30 protein-coding genes and 1 pseudogene are annotated in these 22848 nt (G+C 41.0%); 24 read left to right on the top strand and 7 right to left on the bottom strand.

Annotation, left to right across the window (positions count from 1 at the left end; all coding sequences use genetic code 11):
* Nucleotides 1-73: 73 nt before the first annotated feature.
* The gene (gene plsB, locus ACQ7EO_RS02020) at nucleotides 74-2659 is read right to left on the bottom strand and encodes a glycerol-3-phosphate 1-O-acyltransferase PlsB (RefSeq protein WP_434278783.1); all 2586 of its coding nucleotides are present in this window, start codon (nucleotides 2657-2659) and stop codon (nucleotides 74-76) included.
* A gap of 295 nt (nucleotides 2660-2954) precedes the next feature.
* Between plsB and ACQ7EO_RS02025 the strand changes: the two genes are divergently transcribed.
* Both ACQ7EO_RS02025 and ACQ7EO_RS02030 read left to right on the top strand, forming a co-directional pair.
* Nucleotides 2955-3830 (top strand): acyl-CoA thioesterase, encoded by an 876-nt coding sequence (locus ACQ7EO_RS02025; RefSeq protein ID WP_004816853.1) that lies wholly within the window; start codon nucleotides 2955-2957, stop codon nucleotides 3828-3830.
* 152 nt (nucleotides 3831-3982) lie between these two features.
* Nucleotides 3983-5221 (top strand): dicarboxylate/amino acid:cation symporter, encoded by a 1239-nt coding sequence (locus ACQ7EO_RS02030; RefSeq protein WP_004816854.1) that lies wholly within the window; start codon nucleotides 3983-3985, stop codon nucleotides 5219-5221.
* A 100-nt stretch (nucleotides 5222-5321) separates the two neighbouring features.
* Here ACQ7EO_RS02030 and ACQ7EO_RS02035 read toward each other — a convergent pair whose 3' ends face one another.
* The 6 genes from ACQ7EO_RS02035 to ACQ7EO_RS02060 all read right to left on the bottom strand — a co-directional run bounded on the left by ACQ7EO_RS02035 (nucleotide 5322) and on the right by ACQ7EO_RS02060 (nucleotide 12510).
* Nucleotides 5322-6269: a metal-dependent hydrolase gene (locus ACQ7EO_RS02035; RefSeq protein ID WP_056512178.1), complete on the bottom strand. Its 948-nt coding sequence runs from the start codon at nucleotides 6267-6269 to the stop codon at nucleotides 5322-5324.
* Between the two features lie 136 nt (nucleotides 6270-6405).
* Nucleotides 6406-7263: a ribosome biogenesis GTP-binding protein YihA/YsxC gene (gene yihA / locus ACQ7EO_RS02040; RefSeq protein ID WP_154129675.1), complete on the bottom strand. Its 858-nt coding sequence runs from the start codon at nucleotides 7261-7263 to the stop codon at nucleotides 6406-6408.
* A gap of 130 nt (nucleotides 7264-7393) precedes the next feature.
* Nucleotides 7394-7837: an RrF2 family transcriptional regulator gene (locus ACQ7EO_RS02045; protein WP_434278784.1), complete on the bottom strand. Its 444-nt coding sequence runs from the start codon at nucleotides 7835-7837 to the stop codon at nucleotides 7394-7396.
* Nucleotides 7838-7931: 94 nt separating this feature from the next.
* Nucleotides 7932-9140 (bottom strand): NO-inducible flavohemoprotein, encoded by a 1209-nt coding sequence (gene hmpA / locus ACQ7EO_RS02050; protein ID WP_239044812.1) that lies wholly within the window; start codon nucleotides 9138-9140, stop codon nucleotides 7932-7934.
* Nucleotides 9141-9455: 315 nt separating this feature from the next.
* Entirely contained in the window at nucleotides 9456-11015 is a 1560-nt protein-coding gene (locus ACQ7EO_RS02055; RefSeq protein ID WP_315078987.1) for a helicase HerA-like domain-containing protein, read from the bottom strand.
* A gap of 304 nt (nucleotides 11016-11319) precedes the next feature.
* Complete coding sequence (locus ACQ7EO_RS02060) at nucleotides 11320-12510, bottom strand: PLP-dependent transferase (protein WP_434278785.1); 1191 nt, start codon at nucleotides 12508-12510, stop codon at nucleotides 11320-11322.
* Nucleotides 12511-12690: 180 nt separating this feature from the next.
* On the opposite strand from ACQ7EO_RS02060, the gene ACQ7EO_RS02065 reads away from it, so the two are divergent.
* The 22 genes and pseudogenes from ACQ7EO_RS02065 to rplO all read left to right on the top strand — a co-directional run bounded on the left by ACQ7EO_RS02065 (nucleotide 12691) and on the right by rplO (nucleotide 22831).
* Entirely contained in the window at nucleotides 12691-13416 is a 726-nt protein-coding gene (locus ACQ7EO_RS02065) for a type 1 glutamine amidotransferase (protein ID WP_004725673.1), read from the top strand.
* Nucleotides 13417-13690: 274 nt separating this feature from the next.
* A complete protein-coding gene (rpsJ, locus tag ACQ7EO_RS02070; RefSeq protein WP_004725677.1) occupies nucleotides 13691-14002 on the top strand; it encodes a 30S ribosomal protein S10 in 312 nt (103 codons plus the stop codon).
* Between the two features lie 61 nt (nucleotides 14003-14063).
* Nucleotides 14064-14702, top strand: a complete 639-nt coding sequence (gene rplC, locus ACQ7EO_RS02075; protein ID WP_004816868.1) for a 50S ribosomal protein L3 — start codon at nucleotides 14064-14066, stop codon at nucleotides 14700-14702.
* An 11-nt stretch (nucleotides 14703-14713) separates the two neighbouring features.
* Nucleotides 14714-15316, top strand: coding sequence for a 50S ribosomal protein L4 (gene rplD / locus ACQ7EO_RS02080; protein ID WP_004816870.1), 603 nt, complete (start codon nucleotides 14714-14716; stop codon nucleotides 15314-15316).
* Complete coding sequence (gene rplW, locus ACQ7EO_RS02085) at nucleotides 15313-15633, top strand: 50S ribosomal protein L23 (RefSeq protein WP_004725684.1); 321 nt, start codon at nucleotides 15313-15315, stop codon at nucleotides 15631-15633. Before rplD ends, rplW begins: the two co-directional genes overlap by 4 nt.
* 11 nt (nucleotides 15634-15644) lie before the next feature.
* Complete coding sequence (rplB, locus tag ACQ7EO_RS02090; protein ID WP_004725686.1) at nucleotides 15645-16469, top strand: 50S ribosomal protein L2; 825 nt, start codon at nucleotides 15645-15647, stop codon at nucleotides 16467-16469.
* A gap of 19 nt (nucleotides 16470-16488) precedes the next feature.
* Nucleotides 16489-16764 (top strand): 30S ribosomal protein S19, encoded by a 276-nt coding sequence (rpsS, locus tag ACQ7EO_RS02095; protein ID WP_004281508.1) that lies wholly within the window; start codon nucleotides 16489-16491, stop codon nucleotides 16762-16764.
* A gap of 9 nt (nucleotides 16765-16773) precedes the next feature.
* Entirely contained in the window at nucleotides 16774-17103 is a 330-nt protein-coding gene (rplV, locus tag ACQ7EO_RS02100) for a 50S ribosomal protein L22 (RefSeq protein WP_004816873.1), read from the top strand.
* Nucleotide 17104: 1 nt separating this feature from the next.
* A pseudogene (rpsC, locus tag ACQ7EO_RS02105) lies at nucleotides 17105-17921 on the top strand (30S ribosomal protein S3).
* Complete coding sequence (gene rplP / locus ACQ7EO_RS02110; RefSeq protein ID WP_004725694.1) at nucleotides 17861-18274, top strand: 50S ribosomal protein L16; 414 nt, start codon at nucleotides 17861-17863, stop codon at nucleotides 18272-18274. The pseudogene rpsC and the gene rplP overlap by 61 nt, the downstream one beginning before the upstream one ends.
* Nucleotides 18274-18471 carry a 50S ribosomal protein L29 gene (gene rpmC, locus ACQ7EO_RS02115; RefSeq protein WP_004725696.1) on the top strand — a complete coding sequence of 66 codons (198 nt, stop codon included), beginning with the start codon at nucleotides 18274-18276 and terminating at the stop codon, nucleotides 18469-18471. The genes rplP and rpmC overlap by 1 nt, the downstream gene beginning before the upstream one ends.
* Nucleotides 18468-18725, top strand: a complete 258-nt coding sequence (gene rpsQ / locus ACQ7EO_RS02120; protein WP_004725698.1) for a 30S ribosomal protein S17 — start codon at nucleotides 18468-18470, stop codon at nucleotides 18723-18725. Before rpmC ends, rpsQ begins: the two co-directional genes overlap by 4 nt.
* A gap of 92 nt (nucleotides 18726-18817) precedes the next feature.
* Nucleotides 18818-19186 (top strand): 50S ribosomal protein L14, encoded by a 369-nt coding sequence (gene rplN / locus ACQ7EO_RS02125; protein WP_004725701.1) that lies wholly within the window; start codon nucleotides 18818-18820, stop codon nucleotides 19184-19186.
* 11 nt (nucleotides 19187-19197) lie between these two features.
* Entirely contained in the window at nucleotides 19198-19515 is a 318-nt protein-coding gene (gene rplX / locus ACQ7EO_RS02130; RefSeq protein WP_004725703.1) for a 50S ribosomal protein L24, read from the top strand.
* Between the two features lie 16 nt (nucleotides 19516-19531).
* Nucleotides 19532-20068: a 50S ribosomal protein L5 gene (gene rplE, locus ACQ7EO_RS02135; RefSeq protein WP_004725705.1), complete on the top strand. Its 537-nt coding sequence runs from the start codon at nucleotides 19532-19534 to the stop codon at nucleotides 20066-20068.
* A 9-nt stretch (nucleotides 20069-20077) separates the two neighbouring features.
* Nucleotides 20078-20383, top strand: a complete 306-nt coding sequence (gene rpsN, locus ACQ7EO_RS02140; RefSeq protein WP_434278786.1) for a 30S ribosomal protein S14 — start codon at nucleotides 20078-20080, stop codon at nucleotides 20381-20383.
* 13 nt (nucleotides 20384-20396) lie between these two features.
* Nucleotides 20397-20792: a 30S ribosomal protein S8 gene (rpsH, locus tag ACQ7EO_RS02145; protein ID WP_004725709.1), complete on the top strand. Its 396-nt coding sequence runs from the start codon at nucleotides 20397-20399 to the stop codon at nucleotides 20790-20792.
* A gap of 13 nt (nucleotides 20793-20805) precedes the next feature.
* Complete coding sequence (gene rplF, locus ACQ7EO_RS02150; RefSeq protein ID WP_004725711.1) at nucleotides 20806-21339, top strand: 50S ribosomal protein L6; 534 nt, start codon at nucleotides 20806-20808, stop codon at nucleotides 21337-21339.
* Nucleotides 21340-21353: 14 nt separating this feature from the next.
* A complete protein-coding gene (gene rplR, locus ACQ7EO_RS02155; protein ID WP_004725713.1) occupies nucleotides 21354-21704 on the top strand; it encodes a 50S ribosomal protein L18 in 351 nt (116 codons plus the stop codon).
* A gap of 2 nt (nucleotides 21705-21706) precedes the next feature.
* The gene (rpsE, locus tag ACQ7EO_RS02160) at nucleotides 21707-22204 is read left to right on the top strand and encodes a 30S ribosomal protein S5 (protein WP_004725715.1); all 498 of its coding nucleotides are present in this window, start codon (nucleotides 21707-21709) and stop codon (nucleotides 22202-22204) included.
* A 6-nt stretch (nucleotides 22205-22210) separates the two neighbouring features.
* Complete coding sequence (gene rpmD, locus ACQ7EO_RS02165) at nucleotides 22211-22387, top strand: 50S ribosomal protein L30 (RefSeq protein WP_004725717.1); 177 nt, start codon at nucleotides 22211-22213, stop codon at nucleotides 22385-22387.
* Nucleotides 22388-22390: 3 nt separating this feature from the next.
* Entirely contained in the window at nucleotides 22391-22831 is a 441-nt protein-coding gene (rplO, locus tag ACQ7EO_RS02170) for a 50S ribosomal protein L15 (RefSeq protein ID WP_004725719.1), read from the top strand.
* The last annotated feature ends 17 nt before the right edge of the window (nucleotides 22832-22848 follow it).

Below are 22848 nucleotides of genomic sequence, written 5' to 3' on the forward strand. Positions count from 1 at the left end.
TCCTTGCAGGAGAGGGTTAGGGAGAGGTAATCATCCCAACCTTCTCCCAAAGGAAAAAGGTACTTTAAAGCTTTTATTTTTTCTTCCGTTTTAAACGCTTCTTGGCTTGTTGAGCGGCTAAAGCATCTAAAGCTTCTTTTAACTCCTCATCTGTAAATGAGGTGATATGGTGCAGCATTTGCAAAGTTACATCATCAAGCACCAAATTGGCATATTGCGCAACATTTCTAAACTGCTCATCAAAAACAATGGCATGGTCTTCATTGGTTTTGATATAGCCTTGTTCAGTTAAGACTTTCATAAAACTTTGGAATAACGCTTTATCAAAGAACTCAGGTGAGTTGAACTCATACAACACAGATAAACGTTGCCCAACCAAGTGACTTAATTCTTCGACTTGGCGAATCGAGATATTTCCAGAGCCACGTTGAGTAATTAAAGCCAGTGTCATGTAATAACGTTCAAGACTTTGACGTACTGGAGCAGCCAAAACAGCCAATTGATTATGGTCTTCTGAGTTTGGCGCAGGGCTGAAAATAAAATCTTCATCATCGACAAAAATTAAATTCGCTTGAGCCAAAGCATCGACATATTCAGTCACTTGAGCCTTGATTTCACTATCTTTCCATTTTAAGAACAACTCTGCTTTTAAGAATGGATAAAGGGTACGAATCACATTGAGTAAATCAGACTTACTGATCTTGCCATTATGTTCGACCAATGCCGCAACCAACGACGGTAAAACAAAGGCATGCAAAATGTTATTGCGGAAGTAAGTCAGTAAAATGGCTTGATTGTCTTCAATGGCAATAATATCGCCAAGGACGTGTTGAACACGTTTAATCAATTTCAGCTTCATACCATAAGCAATGATTTCTTTGCCTGACAATGGTGTGACCTGAGTACGGCTGTCATAAGGATTTGCGGTTAATAACTTGCGATATGTATCAAGCTGTTTAATGCAGATTTCTTCATCAAGTGTGTGTTTTGGTGTTGCCAATAAAATCAGTGACAATAATGAAACAGGGTTGATGACCACAGCACGGTTGATATTTTCCAGAATCGCATTTGCCGAGCTGGTTACTGCATCTGAGACTTCTTGCGGAATTGGATCATCATTATGTTCAATGGTGATTTGATCAGCGCCATGTGCTTTGAGTAAGTCATCTAAGAAAACAGGCTCACCAAAATTGACATGCACTTTACCAAAAATACGCTCAATTTTTTTCAGGGTTTGCAAGATTCCCCAGATGGATTCAGCTTCTTTTGGCTTACCATTCATTTCGCCCACATAGGTTGCGCCTTCCATCAAGCGCTCATAACCGACATAGGTTGGGATAAAGACAATCGGTTTGGCACGGCCGCGCAAATGACCATGTACTGTCATTGCGAGCATGCCAGTTTTCGGTGGTAACAAACGCCCAGTTCGAGAACGACCACCTTCAATAAAGTATTCAAGAGGTGTGTTTCTAGACAGGATGCTAAATAAATATTCTTTAAATACTGATGTATAAAGTGCATTGCCACGGAATGAACGACGGATAAAGAATGCACCGCCTCCACGCAGTAATTGACCGACAAATGGCATGTTAAGGTTATCGCCTGCAGCAATATACGGCACCATCAAACCACGTTTATAAATCACATAAGACAACAACAAGTAATCGATATGGCTACGGTGACAAGGTGTATAAATCACTTCATAGTCTTTGACTAACTCGCGCACAGTATTGAAGTTATGTACTTCAACGCCGTCATAAAGTTGTGTCCATAGACGAGTCAAAGCCATATCTGCAAAGCGTACAGCCGATGCAGAATAGTCGGATGCAATTTCATTTACAAAACCTATCGCTTTATGTTCAGCATCAATCATGCTGATTTTTGAGCGAATACTTTCTTTACGAATTGCATCCTGTACATCAGGGGCTTTAATCAGTGATTGCATGACATTACGGCGATCAGATAAATCTGGACCGAGAATGACCTCACGCTGACGATCTAAGTAGTCATTTAACTGATTGACAATATAAGTGGCTGGTGAAATATTGGGATGAGCAATTTTCGCATGATCGACTAAAGCTCTAAGTGATTGCGCTTCATGGAATTCTAGGAATGACTGTCGACCATGTAAACCAATGTTCATCAACTGTTTAACTTTACTTGGCGTTGCCCAAGTATCGGTAAATAACAGTTTAAACCAAGAGTCTTCTTTATCTGGTGAACGTCCCCACAGTACTGTGACAGGGATTAATTCAATATCTAAATCAACATTTTGATCAAGTGATTCAATCAATCTGACTAAACGCGGCGGATAAGCATGCGTAGGCGGATTAAAATAATTGTTTTCATCTTGGTGTTGTAAAAATAAAATCGCAGCTTTTTCGCGATTATTGCCAATCATTAATGGGTCAAGTGCAGGAGGAAGCTGCAAACGACGTGTTTCACCATCAACAACTAAAGCATTACTTCGTGAGTAATTCTGTAGAACATAGCAGACAACTTTTTGAGTTGTGGGCTGAATGAGCTCAGAATTTTCAGTTGAAGGGTCTAAAGCTTGAGCTTCTGTAGGAACCTCTCCAAGAACATGTGGTGTTACCACAAGGTCAAGTATTTTACTCGAAAGTCGACGATACATTTGACCAAAGCCACTCTTGGACATAAATACTCCTAGCCAATGGTGAATCACGCAATAAAGCGGATAAAAAATATTTTCTGTAATTAAAGCACAGAACAGTATGTCATTTTCTGACAAACTGCGGGTCGCTTGTCAGATTTTATCGTTAAAAAACGTATTTTAAACAATCCATCAGCACAAGAGAAGTGACAATACAGTTTATGAAAATTTAATGTTTCTCTCAGGACTTATGGCAAAATAGAGTTAAATCTCTAAAATATGGATACTTTGTTCTATCCATTGGAATAAAGTCAGTATTCAGTATATAGAAAGGTCACTTATGAATGCTTTAACCCAAGAGCTTGTAGAGCTTTTAACCCTTGAAAAACTTGAAGAACATATTTTTCGTGGTCAAAGTCGAAATTTAGTTGGTAAGCGTGTTTTTGGTGGGCAAGTTTTAGGACAAGCACTGCGGGCAGCATCATACACCGCTGATCGCCCCGTACATTCTTTACATGCGTATTTCCTATATGGTGGGGATATCAATGCCCCAATCATTTATGAAGTTGATCGGTTACGTGATGGCAAAAGCTTCTTAAGTCGCCAAGTACGTGCAATCCAGCATGGACGTACCATTTTTTCTGCAATGGTGTCATTTGCAACACCTGAAGAAGGTTTGAATTATCAAATTGCTGAACCAGAATATCCAGCACCTGATGAATTAAAAGCAGAGCAAGAGCTTAAAGAAAATTTAATTAGTTTTATCCCAGAAAATATTCGTGCTGCGTTTATGCGTCCACGTCAGGTAGAAATCCGTCCGATCAATGTGACCAATCCATTTCAACCACAACCTGAAGCGCCGTCTTATGCACATTACTTGCGTACGCATGAGCCATTAGCTGCAGAACAGGCGGATGATATTTCCTTAAATCAGGCAATTGTTGCGTTTTATTCGGACTATACCTTGATGATGACTGCTTTGCGCCCGCATGGTCTCAATTACCTCTCGCCAAGTTTGCAATGTGCCAGTATCGATCATACGATCTATTTCCATAAACCAGTGAAAGCAGATGATTGGATGCTGTACGATATGGATGCAACAGTCAGTGCAAATTCACGCGGTCTGAATTTTGGTCGTATGTGGCAAAATGGCGAATTGGTGTGTAGTACAGTTCAAGAAGGCTTGATGCGAGTACGTGAAATCGAAACTCAATAATACATTTGCACTGATACGCTAATCGTGAAACTCAGCCATCATCTATGATGGCTTTTCTATTTTTTAGCAGAGCTTGTGACAAAAAAATGCTCGATTCTAAATAACTTCAATGGCATAGTTCAACGTGTAAATATTTATAATAGTCAGCGAAGATGAGTTTAAACACCCAAATTTTTATTGCAGCCATTCTTGGTGTGGCATTTGGATTTTTATTAAATCAATTTCCTAATACTCAATTTTTAGATGCCAGCATTTATGGTTTGAGCATCGCCAGTAGTATTTTTATTGGTTTATTAAAAATGCTTTTGGTTCCACTTATTTTTAGTTCAATCTTGGTGGGTGTTTCAAACTTAGAAGCGGGCAGTCAACTCAGTCGAGTTTGGAAAATAACCTTGGCTTGTTGTGTAACCACAACGACATTGGCACTTATCCTCGGTTTAGCCTCGACACATCTATTCAGTGTTGGACAAGGTGTGGATATTGCAATGTTTCAAGATGCAATGAATCAACATAAAAGCCCAGATTCACTGACACCCAGCTCATTTTTAACCAATTTTATTCAAAATACCCTCATCAATCCATTTAAAGCATTTAGTGACGGTAATGTTTTGGCAGTGGTGCTGTTTGCTTTGTTATTGGGCTTGGCACTGGTACATGGCGGAGAGCGTTTTAATTCAATCAAACAACTGGCACGTCAGTTTTTTGACATCATGATGATGTTGGTTGGTTGGGTGATGAAAGTTGCGCCAATTGGTATTTTTGCTTTAATGGCAAAGCTAATTGCAACAGAAGACATCTCTATTTTAAGCCGTCTTGCTGAGTTTGCTATTGTTGTTACGGGAACCACCATATTTCATGGTGTCGTGGTTCTGCCATTGTTGTTATGGATCTTTGGAAAAATGGATCCGATTACCTTTTTTAAAGGAACGCGTGCAGCATTAATTACAGCATTTGCAACCAGTTCAAGTTCTGCAACCATGCCATTGAGTTTAAAATGTACTCAAGAAAATTTAGGTGTGCGTCCACAAATTGCAGGCTTTGTGATTCCTTTTGGTTCCCAGTTAAACATGGATGGAACAGCACTTTATGAAGCAGCAGCAGCGCTTTTTATTGCCAATTTAATGGGTTTAGAATTATCAATTACCCAACAAGTGATTGTTTGTTTGACCGCGATGATTGCTTCATTGGGTGCACCGGGTATTCCAAGTGCGGGCATGGTTACCATGATCATGGTGCTGCAATCTGTGGGATTACCAGCGGAAGCAATTGCGATTCTTCTGCCAATTGACCGTATTCTCGATACTGTACGTACCGTAGTGAATGTACAAGGGGATATGATGATTAGTGTGGTTGTTGACCGAAATACCAAAGATATGGAAAGTCCAACTTAGTGTATGGTTAGGATCTTGTTCTAAAAGATTGACCCAAAAAAGCAGGATCTAAATCCTGCTTTTTTTATTTGATTTCAGTATTGATTAGTTTTAACAGTTATTATGCTGCAACTCTAGGCAATGCACGTTTTGCTGCAGGGGATTGATCCAAATAAGCAATTGCATCTTCTGTTTTAGCTTCATGTACTGGATCATACCAAGGCATTAAATAGCCCAATTGCTGTGAAACCAACCATAATGGATGTGGCATTAAGCGATTATCTGATTGTGCGATACTCGCCCATTCACGCCAAATCCAAGGCTTATAAAAAGCAGGTTTTTTATCTGCATAACGTGGGTCTTGCCCCATGATATGTGCAGCACCATCAACCCATAAGCCCAATACAGCGGCAATCACGATAACACTTTGATAATAACGAGAAATATAACCACCACCCAAATGACGATACAGATCAAAAGCCACTGTACGGTGTTCAATCTCTTCGGCACCATGCCATTTGACTAAATCAAGCATATTTGGATCTGCACCCAATTCCGCCCATTTTTTATTGTAAAGGGCGTATTTACCCAAGACACAAGTCATATGTTCAACAGTGGCGACGATACCTAAACGGAACAAATCCCATTGATGATCAAGGACTTTGGGTACTTTAAAGCCGAGTGGTTGATCTGCGAGTAATTTGCCAAACAAGAAATCCATAATTTCAAGATTACGTTGAATATCAATATTACGCACAGTTAAGTATTCTTTATTTGCTGAAGCATGTGCTTGAGCATGCATCGCTTCTTGGCGGATAAAGGCACGAACATCTTCAGCCAATTTTTCATCTGTGATTTTGGGTAAAACACGATTGTATAAACGGCAAAACCAAAATTCACCTGCTGGAAGAATGTTGTTAATTTCATTGATAAAGTAGCTGACAAATGGCTGATTTGGAATCCAATCGACAGGGGTATCTTGCCATTCAAATTTCACTTTACGTGGTTTGATGTGGTACTGAATAGACGATCCAATCCGACTGTTCTTTAATTTAGCGAGTAACTTCATCACAGTGTCCTAATTTTTCTTTGGTGATTTCACACTTTATTATTCAAGTATAAAAAAATGTCCTAAATAGTTATTAGCAATTTAGGACATTCCAGTATCAATATGTGATGAATTTTGTTAGACAAGACTTTTTTATTTATGCTTGTGGATTTTCATCTACATTTCCATCAATATTTTCACTATTGAATTCGGATTCTTGGTCTTGATCAATGAACTCATCATCCAAATCATCTTCAGTGGCTTCAGGAATTGCATCAATATCAAAATCTAAAGTTTTGTCTAAGGTGTAATTTAAGCGACCTGCCATAATCGAAGCGAGTTCTTCTAGACCTTGTTTGTTGAGTGATGAAAACAGTTGTATAGAAAAATTCAACTTCATTTTCTTCAATTGCTCTTGTACATCTAACAATACTTTACTGGCAGGGCCACGGTTGAGTTTGTCGGATTTAGTCAACAGTACATGCACAAACAAGTGACGTGAATATGCCCATTCCAACATCATCACATCGAAGTGTTGTAAAGGGTGGCGAATATCCATGAGCAAAACCAGACCTTGTAAACTTTTGCGATGAATCAAATAATTCTCAAGTTCTTTTTGCCAGACAATTTTCATTGCTTCAGGTACAGCTGCATAACCATAACCTGGTAAATCGACAAGGCGTTGATCTGGATTACCTAAACTAAAAAAGTTAATCATTTGCGTACGGCCAGGTCTTTTCGATGCGCGGGCCAATTGCTTTTGATTGGTCAATGCATTGATAGCACTTGATTTTCCTGCATTTGAACGGCCTGCAAAGGCAACTTCATAACCGGTATCTTCTACACAAAGATTCAGTTTAGGTGCACTCATCAGAAATTCAGCTTTACGCAACCAGTTCAAAGATGAAGTTGAGTATTCTGAAATCGCAGGATCAGCCTTTTTTTCATAACTGATTTTTTGTTTAGGGGCGCTTGAGGTCTTGCTATTTTTAGACTTTCCACTGCTGCGATGCATATTTCAACTTCAATAAACGGATAAACAAAGTGCATTATAAAGGAAGTCGGAGATTCAAGCGAATTTTGATCGTGTTAACTGAGATATTGGTTATCGAGACATTGGATTTTGGACGATGAACTTTTGTGACTTAAACATTGAGATTGGGAATAGGCGAGTTTACGATCTTTGGATGTTGTGGTGGCGCATTGAGAACATCGGCAACCGTATAGTGATCTAGGCTTTGATAAAACTGTTCAACGGCCTGATCCAAAATACCCTTTAAACCGCAACGTGGACGTAGCACACAAGGTGGCGTATTGCACTCTACAATTTGTGCATCGCGTTGGAGAATTCTTACAATATGTCCTAAGCGATATTCTAAGATATCTGGGTTTAAGCGCAAACCACCGCCTTTACCTCGTGTGGTAATCAACCAACCTTGTTTTCCCATAAAATGCACAATTTTGACCAAGTGATTTTCTGAAACATGTAAATCTTCTGCAATTTCGGCAATTGTATAAGGCACATCTTTTGGAGGCGCGATGTACATTAAGATGCGCAGGGCATAGTCGGTAAATTTATTTAGTTGCATGTAGGCTGCTCATCTATGGGTAAAGATGTATCTCATCCTGAAATAAATAAGGCCAGTCTATCATAGACCAGCCTTATAAAGAACGGATGGAGATTTAGATACCTGCACCACCCGTACCAAACGCTTCACTATGAATTTGTTCAGGTTTAATACCACGAGCCACCAATGCTTGGTGTTGTTGTTGCATAAATGGTATTGGGCCACAAAGATAATAATCAGCATGGGCTGGGAGTAATGCTGTATCAAGCGTTGCTAAGTCTAAACGACCAGCCACATCATAGTCCTCACCTATAACATCACCGCTATGTGGGAACTCATAAGCTGTAAATGTACTGAGACGTGGGAATTTAGTTTTTTGCTCTTGGATATGTTGTTTCATCGCATGTACTTGGCTACTGCGACATGCATGAATAAAGCTAGCCGGTTGAGGCATGTCTAAAGTCACCAATTGGTTAAGCATTGCAATCATTGGGGTTAAACCTACACCCGCACTAATGAAGACATTACGTTTGCTACTATCAATCAGGTAGAAGTTACCTGTTGGAGCAGACACTTCAATTTCTGAACCTTCAGCTAAGCCATGTAAAGTATTTGATACCCAACCACTTGCCAAATCACCTTTTTCATCTTCACGTTTAACTGAAATACGTAAATAGTCTGCTTGTGGACTTGTCGATAGCGTGTATTGACGTGGTTGTTTTAAGCCTAATGCTTCAACAAATACGCGCACTGAAATATATTGACCCGCTTCATATTTAGGTAATGCACCACCATCGACTGGTGCAAGATAGAAAGAGGTAATTTCTTCGCTTTCATTCACTTTTTTAGCGATTTTAAATTTACGCCAGCCTAACCAACTGCCTTGAGTTTGTTGGTGCTGTTCATAAATCGCTTTTTCAGTACTGATAAATAGATCGGCCAATTGCCCATAAGCTGCAGCCCATGCGTCAATTAATGGATCTTCCATCGAAATAGTTAATACTTCACTAATTGAATGTAATAGGTTTTCACCGACAATGTTGTAATCAGGTGCTTGAATATTCAGACTGACATGTTTATGGGCAATCAGTTCAACCACAGGCAAAAGTACAGAAGGGTCTTCAATATTTTCAGCATATGCTAAAACAGCACCAGCCAAGGCTTGAGCCTGTGCACCACTACGTTGATGCCCCATATTAAAGGTTTCTTTTAATTCAGGATTATTGCCGAGCATGCGATTATAAAAATAACCGGTAAGTGCTACACCATTTTCGCGAAGAACAGGAACTGTTGCTTTTACAAGGTCAATTTGCTGCGGAGTCATTGTTGATCTCTCTTGGCTGTCATTTATAAGATGTATTTAAAATATACCTTATAAAATGTATTTGCAATACACCTTTAAGAAAAACACATAAAATAATTATGGTTTAGTTTGAGTTTAAGTTTTATTGATTGAAATTATTGAATTTATTTTTAAGTTTTTTAGATGAATTTTTTGAATAAGTTTTTAGATATGCTTTTAGATATGTTTAGCGGGCTTGATAAGCGGGATAAGCGAATAAAAACATAAGCAAGAACATGCGCTATAAAATGGGAAAAAAAGGAGCGCTAACGCTCCTCATATTTGTGTTTAAACGAATCAACGCCCACCAAATAATGAACCTAACAAACCGCGGACCAGTTTTTGTCCTGTAGGACCACCTAAGGTTCTTGCGGCGCTTTTAGCAAAAGTTCCGATCACGTCTTGAGTCAGTTTGGCACGTGCAGCTGCAGCTTTTGCTTCCTCTTTTTCTAAGCGTTCTTGCTCTTTGGCTTGTTGTTTATCGATGGTCTGTTGTTGCTTTGTGAGCTCTTCTAATTGCTTGGCTTGTTGAGCCACTGCATCAAAAGCCACCTGCTGTTGTGAGCTATCAGAAACTTTACGTTGTAGCATTTCATAAGCGCTATCACGATCCACTTCATTGTCATAAACACCCGCAACAATACTTTGTGCCATTAAGGCTTTTCGTTCATCTAAAGTGATTGGGCTAAATGATGAGTAGGGTGGCATCACCATCGCTCGTTCAACCACTTGAGGTGTACCTTGTTCATCTAGGCAACTAATAAGCGCTTCACCAACAGCCAGTTCTGTAATTGCTTGATCTACTTTAAACTCTGGATTAGCGCGGAAGGTATCAGCAGCAGTTTTTACTGCTTTTTGATCTTTAGGGGTAAACGCGCGTAAGGCATGTTGTACACGGTTGCCCAGTTGTCCTAAAACATTTTCTGGAATATCTAATGGGCTTTGTGAGATGAAATAAATTCCGACACCTTTAGAGCGAATTAGACGGACCACTTGTTGAATTTTTTCTTGTAAAGCTGGGCTGGCATTATCAAAGAGCAAATGCGCTTCATCAAAAAAGAACACCAATTTTGGCTTATCTAAGTCACCGACTTCAGGTAGCTTTTCAAATAATTCTGAAAGCATCCAAAGCAGAAATGTTGCATACAGCTTTGGTGTGTTCATCAGCTTATCCGCAGCCAAGAGGTTGATATAACCATGTCCATTGGCATCAGTTTGGATAAAATCCATAATATCAAGGCTTGGCTCACCAAAGAAACGTTGACCGCCCTGATCGCCTAAAGCCAATAGATTACGCTGAATAGCACCTAAACTTGCTGGTGAGAGATTGCCGTATTCTGCTTTTAAAGCCGCAGCATTTTCACTGACATAGGTCAGCATGGCTTTTAAATCTTTAAAATCAATTAACAGTAAGCCTTGATCATCTGCAACACGGAACACCGCTGAAAGTACACCTTCTTGAGTGTCATTTAAATTCAGCATTTGCGAAAGTAACAGTGGGCCAATTTCAGAGATTGTGGTACGGATCGGATGTCCTTGCTCACCAAATAAATCCCAAAAAATAGTCGGTGACCCAGCAAAAGGAACACTGTCTATCCCTAAGCTTTTAATGCGTTCTTCAAATTTAGGATTGGTTGAACCTGCTTTGGCTATGCTGGAAACATCCCCTTTGGCATCGGCAAGAAATACGGGTACACCAATCCGTGAAAAACTTTCAGCAAGCACTTTAAGGGTAATGGTTTTACCTGTCCCTGTGGCGCCTGCAATTAAACCATGACGGTTAGCAAATTGTGAGTGTAATACAATATCTTGTGTTGTATCTGAAGTTTTTTTTGCGATGACGATTGGTGTGCCCATTGTTATTCCTATAGCTTTAATTTGAGTTTGGATGTTCTTCATCTGACTCAATATTTATATCATTGTTGTTATACAAAATTGCATTAAATGATGATGTTGTAAATCTGTTTTTATTGTTGAATATGAATGTAGGGGGAGTGTGGATTATGTCTTGAAATGCACAGGGAATAAGTAAAAGCTAAATGTACTTTTCGCTGAATGATCTCTGCGCTTAATCGTGTTTAGAGGTGAGTGTAGGGCCCTTGCTGTCATTTGATATAGCAAAGACCCAGAGATTATATATTAAGCCTGCTGAGTTGAAATATTAAGCTTGAATGGCTTGAAGTGCATTTTGAATATCTTGGATTAAATCGTCTGGATGCTCTAAGCCAATACAGAAACGAACCAATAGACCTTGCTCTAGATGTGCGCGTTCTAAATGACGCATGTCAGTCAGATTATAAATCATAACTAAGCTGGCAGGACCACCCCAACTAAAACCGAGTTTAAATAAAGATAAATGATCACAAAACTTTCGGATTTTGTTGATATCAAACTCAGGTTTAAAAATAACACTAACAAGACCAGCACTTTGTCCTGTTTGGCAGGTCTGGTTCCAATAGGTGTGGCTTATATTGTCAGAATCCGCAGGATGTAAAACTTGAGCAAACACATTTTGATTCTTTAACCAATTTAAAATCTTTAAAGCACTTTGCGACTGATGCTCATAACGAATTTGCATTGAGGCCAAACTACGTTGCACTTGTGCGGCATCATCACCCGAAATCGCGATACCTTGAATGGCATGCATACGGAACAGCTTATGATGTAAAGCTTTAGCTTGAGTGACCACAGATCCCATTAAAATATCGCCGCCACCACTTGGGTATTTGGTTAAGGCGTGCACGCTGATATCTACACTTAAATGTTCATGACTAAAATCAAAGGCATTAAACGCTAGGCCAGCGCCCCAGGTATTGTCCAAAGCCGTGAGGATATTTTTTGCTTTGGCTTTTTTGACTAAACTCACCAAATCAGGAAATTCAAGTGTGACTGAACCTGCGGCTTCTAACCAAATCAGTTTGGCATTTTCATTGGGTTGGAATGTGTCTGCATCGATAGGATTATAAACTTGAACGATAATGCCATAACTTTTTTCAAGATGACGTAGATGTTCCATGTTGGGACCATAGATATTGTCTGCAACCCAGACTTCATCTCCATGACTTAAAAAACATGAATTGACTAGATTAATCGCAGATAAACCACTAGGTGCAAGTAAACAATATTCACCACCTTCTATTTGGGCAATGTGATCGCCTAAGGTAAACGTTGTCGGTGTGCCATGTGTGCCGTAACTATAGTCATAACGATCTGTCCAATGGCGATTAAATAGTGCATCGGTATTTTCAAATATAATTGTTGACGCACGAAATAGGGGAGGCTGTATTGTATTTATATATTGTGGTGCTTTACGAGAAGAATGAATTAAAGCAGTAACTGGTTTTTGTTTCACAGGAATACTCAATTTTTGTTAATAGCCGGACTAAAGTAAGCAAAACATAATCGCTCAGTGACGAAAAGCAATAAATTGTGAAAAATAATAAATAAAATTGATATTGGCTTCATTTTTGCATTTATCCAACTATGTTTTGTGATTTGTAGCGTAATTGATACAACAAGAATAGGTGATAACATGAAAAAACTTAAAGTGCATTATTTTCAGCATATTGCAGGTGAAGGCTTTGGTAGCTGTTATGAGTATTTAAAAGCAATGGGCGCAGAAATTACTGCAACAGAATTTTTTGCTTTACCCACAGATTCACAATTAGAAATAGAAGCTTTGCCGCATGTCAATGATGTGGATTTACTCATCATTATGGGTGGGGAAATGAGTGTAAATGATGAAGCCAACTATCCTTGGTTAAAGGTCGAAAAACGATGGATTCGCCGTTATTTGGCTTCGGAAAAGCCCGCAATCGGGTTGTGTTTGGGTGGGCAGTTGATAGCCAATGCTCTAGGTGCCAATGTTCGGCGTAATACTGTGCAAGAAATTGGCTGGACCTTGGTCAATAAAAGCAACCATGTGCCAGAAGGTTATTTCCAATTGCCTGAGCGGGTCAATGTCATGCAATGGCATAGTGAGACCTTTGATATTCCCAAAGGTGCAATTCGTTTGGCGGAGAATCCAGCATGTCCCAACCAACTTTATCAAATTGGCAAAAATGTATTGGGGTTTCAGTTTCATCCAGAAATCACCCCGCATAGCCTAAAAATCTTCATTGAACATGAAGAAGAAGATATGGTGTTTAGTGGGGTACACAGTCAATCATTATTGAAGCTAAAAAAATCGCAACAAACGGATTATGTGATTGGGAATCAGTTGCTCAATCATGCGATTGATTACGTTTTAAGGGTTTAAGCTGGTGTTTAAATAATAAGCGCTTTATTTATAATTAATTACTCAAAAAAAGGTAAAAATGTCCAAATAAGTTTGCTTAAGTGTTAAACAATCGTTATAATGAGCGACCCTCCGATATGGTGGGGTGAATGGCGAAGAAAGTCATTCAGATCGTTACAGTCGTGGCATCGATCACGACCTTAGTGATTTTCACTGCCTTTGACACTTACCTTATTTAGTGGGGTGAGATGCGTCAAGGGTGATTCTTTATATATTTGGCTTGGAGTTAACTGGTATGTCTAACCAGAGAATTCGTATCCGTCTTAAGTCTTTTGATCATCGTTTAATTGATCAATCTTCTCAAGAGATCGTAGAAACAGCAAAACGTACTGGCGCACAAGTGTGTGGTCCAATTCCGATGCCTACTCGCATCGAACGTTTTAACGTTTTAACATCACCACACGTGAACAAAGATGCGCGTGACCAATATGAAATCCGCACATATAAACGTTTGATCGACATCGTTCAACCTACAGATAAAACTGTAGATGCGTTGATGAAGTTGGATCTTGCAGCTGGTGTTGATGTTCAGATCGCATTGGGTTAAGGCTTTCGGTTAATTAACGCTCTATAAGTTAATTAGGCCGCTTTTTTAGAGGTTTATGCACATGGCTATTGGTTTAGTCGGTCGCAAGTGCGGTATGACACGTATCTTTACAGATGCTGGTGTTTCTGTGCCTGTAACAGTGATTGAGGTTGATCCTAACCGTATCACTCAAATCAAAACGCTTGAAACTGATGGTTATCAAGCGATTCAAATCACTACTGGTGAACGTCGCGAATCTCGCGTAACAAATGCTCAGAAAGGTCACTTTGCGAAAGCTGGTGTTGCTGCTGGTCGTTTAGTTAAAGAATTCCGCGTTGCAGAAGCTGATCTTGAAGGTCGTGAAGTTGGTGGCACTATCGGTGTTGATTTGTTCGCAGTAGGTCAAGTTGTTGACGTTACTGGTCAATCAAAAGGTAAAGGCTTCCAGGGTGGTGTTAAGCGTTGGAACTTCCGTACGCAAGATGCTACACATGGTAACTCAGTATCTCACCGTGTAATTGGTTCTACAGGTCAAAACCAGACTCCTGGTCGCGTGTTCAAAGGCAAAAAAATGCCTGGTCACTTAGGTGATGATCGCGTAACTGTACAAGGTCTTGAAATTGTATCTATCGACGCAGAACGTTCAGTTCTTGTTGTTAAAGGTGCGATTCCTGGTGCTACTGGTGGCGACGTTATCGTTCGTCCTACGATCAAGGCCTGAGGGGAAATAACGTGAATTTAAAAACTGTTTCCGGCTCTGCTGTTGAATTGTCTGAAGTTGCTTTCGGACGTGAATTTAATGAAGCTCTTGTACACCAAGTTGTTACAGCTTATTTAGCTGGTGGTCGTCAAGGCTCTAAAGCTCAGAAGTCACGTGCAGACGTTTCTGGCGGTGGTAAAAAACCATTCCGTCAAAAAGGTACTGGCCGCGCTCGTGCTGGTTCTATTCGTAGCCCAATCTGGGTTGGTGGTGGTAAAACTTTTGCTGCTCGTCCACAAGATTGGTCTCAAAAAGTAAACCGCAAAATGTACCGCGGTGCAATGCAATGTATCTTAGCTGAACTTGTTCGCCAAGATCGTCTTGTATTGGTTGAAGAGTTTGCAGTTGAAGCTCCAAAAACTAAAGAATTGCTTGCAAAACTAAACGGCTTGAACGCTACTCGCGCATTAATCGTTACTGAAGCTGTAGATGAAAATCTATATTTAGCTGCTCGTAACCTTCCACACGTTGATGTGGTTGATGCTGCTGGGATCGATCCTGTTGGCTTGATCGCGTTTGATAAAGTTGTTATGTCTGTTGCGGCTGCTAAGAAGATTGAGGTAGAACTCGGATGAACAACGAACGTATCTATCAAGTCCTAAAAGGGCCTGTTTTTTCAGAAAAAGCACAAGTTCTAGGCGAAACTGCTGGTGTTCAAGTTTTTAAAGTTGCTATCGATGCAAACAAACTTGAAATCAAAAAAGCAGTAGAGCAATTATTTGGTGTAGAAGTTGTTAAAGTTAACACGACTATCACTAAAGGTAAGACTAAACGCTTTGGTAAAACATTAGGACGTCGTTCTGATGTTAAAAAAGCATACGTCACCCTGAAAGCTGGCCAAGATGTTGAAATGGCTGACTTGGGCGATACCGCTGAAAGCACAGCGGAATAAGGACGAAAATTATGCCAATTCAAAAATGTAAGCCAACGTCTCCAGGACGTCGCTTTGTAGAGAAGGTGGTTCATAATCATCTTCACAAAGGCGCGCCTTATGCACCGTTGGTTGAAGCTAAAAAACGTACTGGTGGTCGTAATAATAACGGTCACATTACAACTCGTCACGTTGGTGGTGGTCATAAACAAAACTACCGTATCGTTGACTTCAAACGTAACAAAGACGGCATTCCTGCTGTAGTTGAACGTATTGAATACGATCCTAACCGTACATCACATATTGCTTTATTGAAATATGCTGACGGTGAACGTCGTTATATTATTGCTGCTAAAGGCTTACGTGCTGGCGATAAAGTACAATCTGGTAACGATGCTCCAATTCGTCCAGGTAACTGCTTACCGCTTCGTAATATGCCTATCGGTTCTACATTACATAACATTGAGCTTAAAATCGGTAAAGGTGCACAATTAGTGCGTTCTGCTGGTACTTCTGCTCAGTTGTTGGGTCGTGACGGTTCTTACGCAATCATTCGTCTTCGTTCAGGCGAAATGCGTAAAGTACACGTTGAATGTCGCGCTGTGTTAGGTGAAGTATCTAACTCAGAAAGCAACCTTCGTTCACTTGGTAAAGCAGGTGCTGCACGCTGGCGTGGTGTTCGTCCTACCGTTCGTGGTATGGCGATGAACCCAGTTGACCATCCACATGGTGGTGGTGAAGGGCGTAACAAAGGTATTCAACCTGTAAGCCCATGGGGTCAAAAAGCTAAAGGGTACAAAACTCGTACCAATAAGCGTACGACTAAGATGATCATTCGCGACCGTCGCGTTAAGTAACAAGTAAAGGAATCTGACAATGCCTCGTTCTCTGAAAAAAGGCCCATTCGTCGATGCGCACTTGTTCGCTAAGGTTGAAGCGGCTATCGCGGCTAATAACCGTAAGCCGATCAAAACTTGGTCGCGTCGTTCGATGATCCTCCCGGATTTTGTTGGTTTAACAATTTCTGTACATAATGGTCGTAACCATGTTCCAGTGATCGTATCTGAACATATGGTTGGTCACAAACTCGGTGAATTCGCGCCAACTCGTACCTATCGTGGTCACGGTGTTGACAAGAAGTCTAAACGTTAAGGTGCTATGATGGAAGTTACTGCTAAATTACGCGGTGCCGCTATCTCGGCACAAAAAACTCGTTTGGTTGCAGACCTAATCCGTGGCAAATCTATTGCTCACGCGCTTAATATCTTAAACTTCAGCAACAAAAAAGCTGCAGTTGTAGTGAAAAAAGCATTGGAATCTGCAATTGCAAACGCTGAACACAATAACAGTTTAGATGTAGACGACCTTAAGGTTACTACGATTTACGTTGATGAAGGCACTAGCCTTAAACGTATTATGCCACGTGCTAAAGGCCGTGCAGATCGTATTACTAAGCGTACTTGTCACATTACCGTTAAGGTAGGGGTTTGATATGGGTCAGAAGGTTCATCCAATCGGTATCCGCCTTGGTGTTGTAAAACGTCATAACGCCAACTGGTATGCGAGTCCGAAACAATACGCTGAATACTTGCTTAAAGATCTTCAAGTTCGTGAGTTTTTAACTAAAAAACTTAAAAGCGCGATGATCAGCAATATTCTTATCGAACGTCCTACAGGCGCTGCTAAAGTAACAATTAGCACTGCTCGTCCAGGTATCGTTATCGGTAAAAAAGGCGAAGACATTGAGAAATTACAGCGTGAACTTACCAAGATTATGGGTGTTCCAGCGCAAGTAAGCATCAACGAAATCGATCGCCCAGACTTAGACGCTCGTTTAGTTGCTGAAGCAATTGCTTCACAATTAGAGAAACGTGTAATGTTCCGTCGTGCTATGAAGCGTGCGGTTCAAAACACTATGCGTGCTGGTGCTAAAGGTATCAAAGTTGAAGTTTCTGGTCGTTTAGGTGGTGCAGAAATTGCACGTACTGAATGGTATCGTGAAGGTCGTGTACCTTTACATACACTTCGTGCTGACATCGACTATGCAACTATGCGCGCTGAAACTACTTACGGTACGATTGGTGTTAAAGTTTGGATTTTCCGTGGCGAGATCTTAGGTGGCATGAAACAAGTCATGAACCCTGCTCCTGCTGAAGAACGTCCAGCTAAACGCGGTCGCGGTCGTGGTGAAGGTCAAGAGCGTCGTGGTCGTCGCAATGATCGTTCTGCTGAAAAAGGAGAATAATCCATGTTGCAACCTAAACGTACTAAATTCCGTAAGGTGCAAAAAGGCCGTAACACTGGTCTAGCGCATCGTGGTAGCACAGTATCTTTCGGTACAATCGCACTTAAATCTGTTGAGCGTGGTCAAATGACTGCTCGTCAAATCGAAGCTGCGCGTCGTACAATTAGCCGTCGTGTTAAACGTGGTGGTAAGATCTTTATCCGTGTTTTCCCAGACAAACCAATTACTGAAAAACCATTAGAAGTTCGTATGGGTAAAGGTAAAGGTTCTGTGGAATACTGGGTTTGCCAAATCAAACCAGGTAAGATCTTGTACGAAATGGATGGTGTTAGTGAAGAATTGGCACGCGAAGCGTTTACGCTTGCAGCTGCTAAGCTTCCATTTAAAACCACTATCGTTACTAAGACGGTGATGTAATGAAAACTAAAGATCTACGTGAAAAATCGGTAGAAGAGTTGGCAGCTTTGCTTGATGAGCAACAGCTTAACCAATTCCGTCTTCGTATGGCGAAAGCAACTGGTCAATTGGGTAAATCGCATGAAGTTGCGTTAACTCGTAAGACTATTGCTCGTATCAAGACCCTCCTTACCGAAAAACAGGGGAACGCACAATGAGTGAGCAAACAGTTCGCACGTTAACAGGCAAAGTAGTAAGTGACAAAATGGACAAGTCTATTGTTGTACTTATTGAACGCCGCGTTCAACACCCGTTGTATGGCAAATCAATCCGCCGTTCAACAAAATTACACGCTCATGATGAGAACAACACTGCTAAAACTGGCGATGTTGTAACCATTAAAGAAAGCCGCCCAATTTCAAAAACTAAAGCTTGGACTTTAGTGGAAGTTATTGAAGCAGCTGCTGAGTAATTAGACGTTCTTGTTGCATCATCGGTCAATTTCGAGTACTCTTTGAGCCTTTCGAAATTGCGACCGGTGATGCTCGGTTTTGGAGTAGGGCAATGATTCAGACCGAAAGTATGCTAGACGTAGCAGACAACAGTGGTGCTCGCCGCGTACAATGTATTAAAGTACTTGGTGGTTCACATCGTCGTTATGCTTCTGTTGGCGACATTATTAAAGTTACTGTAAAAGAAGCAATTCCGCGTGGCCGTGTTAAAAAAGGTGACGTGATGAATGCAGTTGTAGTTCGTACTAAATTCGGTATTCGTCGTCCAGACGGTTCTGTGATCCGTTTCGATGATAATGCTGCAGTTATCTTGAACAACAACAAGGCTCCGATTGCCACTCGTATTTTCGGACCAGTGACTCGTGAACTTCGTACTGAACAGTTCATGAAAATCATTTCATTGGCTCCTGAAGTTCTATAATAGAGGCAATCATGGCTAAGATTAGAAAAGGCGATCAAGTAATTGTGATCGCAGGTAAAGAAAAAGGCAAACAGGGTACTGTTTTGTCTGTTTCAAATGACCAAGTTAAGGTTGAAGGCCTTAATTTAGTTAAGAAGCATCAAAAGCCGAACCGTGCAACAGGTGCTGAAGGCGCTATTGTTACACAAGAAGCTTCGCTTCATATTTCAAACGTGGCAGTTTTTAATGCTGCAACCCAAAAGGCTGACCGTGTTGGTTACCAAGTGATTGAAGGCGTGAAAACTCGCGTTTACAAATCAAATGGTGAATCAGTGGCGGTAGCGAAGTAATAGGTTGAACTAGGCTATGGCCAGACTTAAAACACGTTATAACGACGAAATCCGAGCTAAGTTGAAAGAAGAACTTGGTTTGGGCAATGTGATGGAAATTCCTCGCATTACTAAAATCACCATCAACATGGGTGTTGGTGCGGCTTCAGCTGACAAGAAATTGTTAGATGGCGCTTTGGCGGATATGCAAGCTATTGCTGGTCAAAAACCAGTTCTTACATTAGCGCGCAAATCAATCGCTGGTTTTAAAATCCGTGATGGTTGGCCGATTGGTTGTAAAGTAACTTTACGCGGCGAACAAATGTACGAATTCTTAGACCGTTTGATCTCTATCGCTATCCCTCGTATTCGTGACTTCCGCGGTTTTTCTGCGAAATCATTCGATGGTCGTGGTAATTATTCAATGGGTCTCAAGGAACAAATTATGTTCCCTGAAATCGATTTTGATAAGATCGATCGTATTCGTGGTATGGATATTACTATCACTACGACTGCTCGTACTGATGACGAAGGCCGTGCGCTAATCCGTGCATTCGGCTTCCCGTTCAAATAAGAGGTCGATATGGCTAAGAAAAGTATGATTAATCGCGAATTGAAACGCGAAACTACAGTTGCTAAATACGCTGCAAAACGTGCTGAATTAAAAGCTACGATTGCAAACGTAAATGCATCTGATGAAGAACGTTTCGAAGCGATGATGAAGTTACAAACATTACCACGTAATGCGTCTCCAGTACGTCTTCGTAACCGTTGTGGTTTAACTGGTCGTCCTCATGGTTACTTCCGTAAGTTCGGCTTAAGCCGTAACAAATTACGTGACACAGTAATGCAGGGTGATGTACCGGGCGTTGTTAAGGCAAGCTGGTAAGGAGCGACTATAAATGAGTATGCAAGATACCGTTGCCGACATGCTAACACGTGTTCGTAACGCACAAATGGCAAAGAAACAAACTGTTTCTATGCCTAATTCTAAGTTGAAAGTTGCAATTGCAAACGTACTTCAACAAGAAGGTTACATTTCAAATGTAGAAGTTGCTGATCTTGAAGGCAAAGCTACTTTGACAATTACTTTAAAATATTTTGAAGGCAAACCAGTTATCGAAACTGTGAAACGCGTAAGCCGTCCAGGTCTACGTCAGTATCGCGGTAAAGATGCACTTCCGAGCGTTAAGCAAGGTTTAGGTATTGCAATTGTTTCTACAAGCAAAGGCATCATGACTGATCGCGCTGCACGTGCTGCAGGCGTTGGTGGTGAAGTTATTGCTTTTGTTTCTTAATAGGTGATTCCTCATGTCTCGTGTGGCTAAAGCCCCAGTAACTGTACCTAACGGTGTAGCAGTTACTCAGAACGGCCGGCAGGTCGAAGTGAAAGGCAGCAAAGGTACGTTGTCTTTCAACCTGCATGCGCTGGTCGAGCTTAAACAGGAAGAAGGTCAACTTCATATTGCTCCAGTTAAAGAATCTCGCGATTCTTGGATGCAAGCTGGTACTGCTCGCGCTGTTCTTAATAACCTTGTAAAAGGTGTTAATGAAGGCTTCGAACGTAAGTTACAACTTATCGGTGTTGGTTATAAAGCTGCGGTTAAAGGTACAGTTGTGAACCTTAACCTTGGTTATTCTCACCCGATTGATTACGCTCTTCCTGAAGGTGTAACTGCTGAAACTCCGACTGCTACTGAAATCATTTTGAAATCAGCTAACAAGCAATTGTTAGGTCAAGTTGCTGCAGAAATCCGTGGTTATCGTCCACCAGAGCCGTATAAAGGTAAAGGTGTTCGCTATTCTGACGAAGTTGTTCTTCGTAAAGAAGCTAAGAAGAAATAAGGCGCGAGGTTCTTATGAACGAAAAGAAACAATCCCGTTTGCGTCGTGCGAAAAGCACACGCTTGCACATTCGTGCATTGGGTGCGACTCGCTTGTGTGTAAACCGCACGCCGCGTCACATCTATGCTCAAGTTATTTCTGCAGATGGTGGCAAAGTATTAGCGCAAGCTTCTACTTTGGATGCATCTTTACGTAGCGGAACTACAGGTAATGTAGATTCAGCTACTAAAGTAGGTGCTTTAATCGCAGAACGTGCAAAGGCTGCTGGTGTAACTAAAGTTGCATTTGACCGTTCTGGTTTTAAATATCATGGTCGTATCAAAGCCTTGGCTGATGCTGCTCGTGAAAACGGCTTGGAGTTCTAATCATGGCTAAAGTTGAACAAAACGAAGGTCTTGTTGAAAAGCTGGTTGCCGTTGATCGTGTAGCCAAAGTTGTTAAGGGTGGTCGTATCTTCTCTTTCACAGCATTAACTGTTGTGGGTGATGGTAATGGTCGTGTAGGTTTTGGTCGCGGTAAAGCGCGTGAAGTTCCAGCTGCTATTTCTAAAGCACTTGAAGCTGCACGCCGCAACATGATCACTGTTGATCTTGTTGATGGTACTGTACAACATCCTATTCATGCTCGTCATGGCGCTAGCCGTGTTTACATGCAACCTGCATCTGAAGGTACTGGCGTAATCGCTGGTGGTTCTATGCGCGCAGTTTTAGAAGCTGCTGGTGTACGTAACGTATTGACGAAATGTTATGGTTCTACTAACGCGGCTAACGTTGTAAATGCAACTTTTAATGGTTTACGTGATATGACGTCTCCTGAGAAAGTTGCTGCTAAACGTGGTCTTTCAGTAGAACAAATTTTAGGGTAATCAATCATGAAAACGATTAAAGTTACCCAGACTAAATCTTCTTCGCATCGTTTGAAAAATCACAAACTTTGCCTACAAGGTTTAGGTCTGCGTCGTATTGGTCATACAGTAGAAGTAATAGATACACCTTCTAACCGTGGTATGATCAACAAAGTCTACTATATGGTTAGTGTAGAGGAATAAGCCATGACTCTGCGTTTAAATGAGCTTGCACCTGCTGAAGGTGCAAAACGTGATAATCGTCGTTTAGGCCGTGGTATCGGTTCTGGTGTCGGTAAGACTGGTGGCCGTGGTGTCAAAGGTCAGAAATCACGTAAAAGTGGTGGCGTTCGTCCAGGCTTTGAAGGTGGTCAAACTGCGTTATATCGTCGTTTACCTAAATTCGGTTTCACAAGCCAATTGGCTTTGAAAACTGCTGAAGTACGTTTGTCTGAACTTGCTAAAGTTGAAGGTGATATTATTTCACTTGAAACTTTGAAAGCTGCGAATGTTGTACGTAAAGATATGTTGCGTGCTCGTGTTGTTCTTTCTGGTGAAATCACTCGTGCATTCACTGTTCAAGGTGTTGCATTGACTAAAGGCGCTAAAGCTGCTCTTGAAGCTGCTGGCGGTAAAGTCGAGGAGTAATCGCGAGTGACTATGTC

The sequence above is a fragment of the Acinetobacter sp. CE-15 genome (genome assembly GCF_051059255.1).
Lineage (GTDB): Bacteria > Pseudomonadota > Gammaproteobacteria > Pseudomonadales > Moraxellaceae > Acinetobacter > Acinetobacter guillouiae.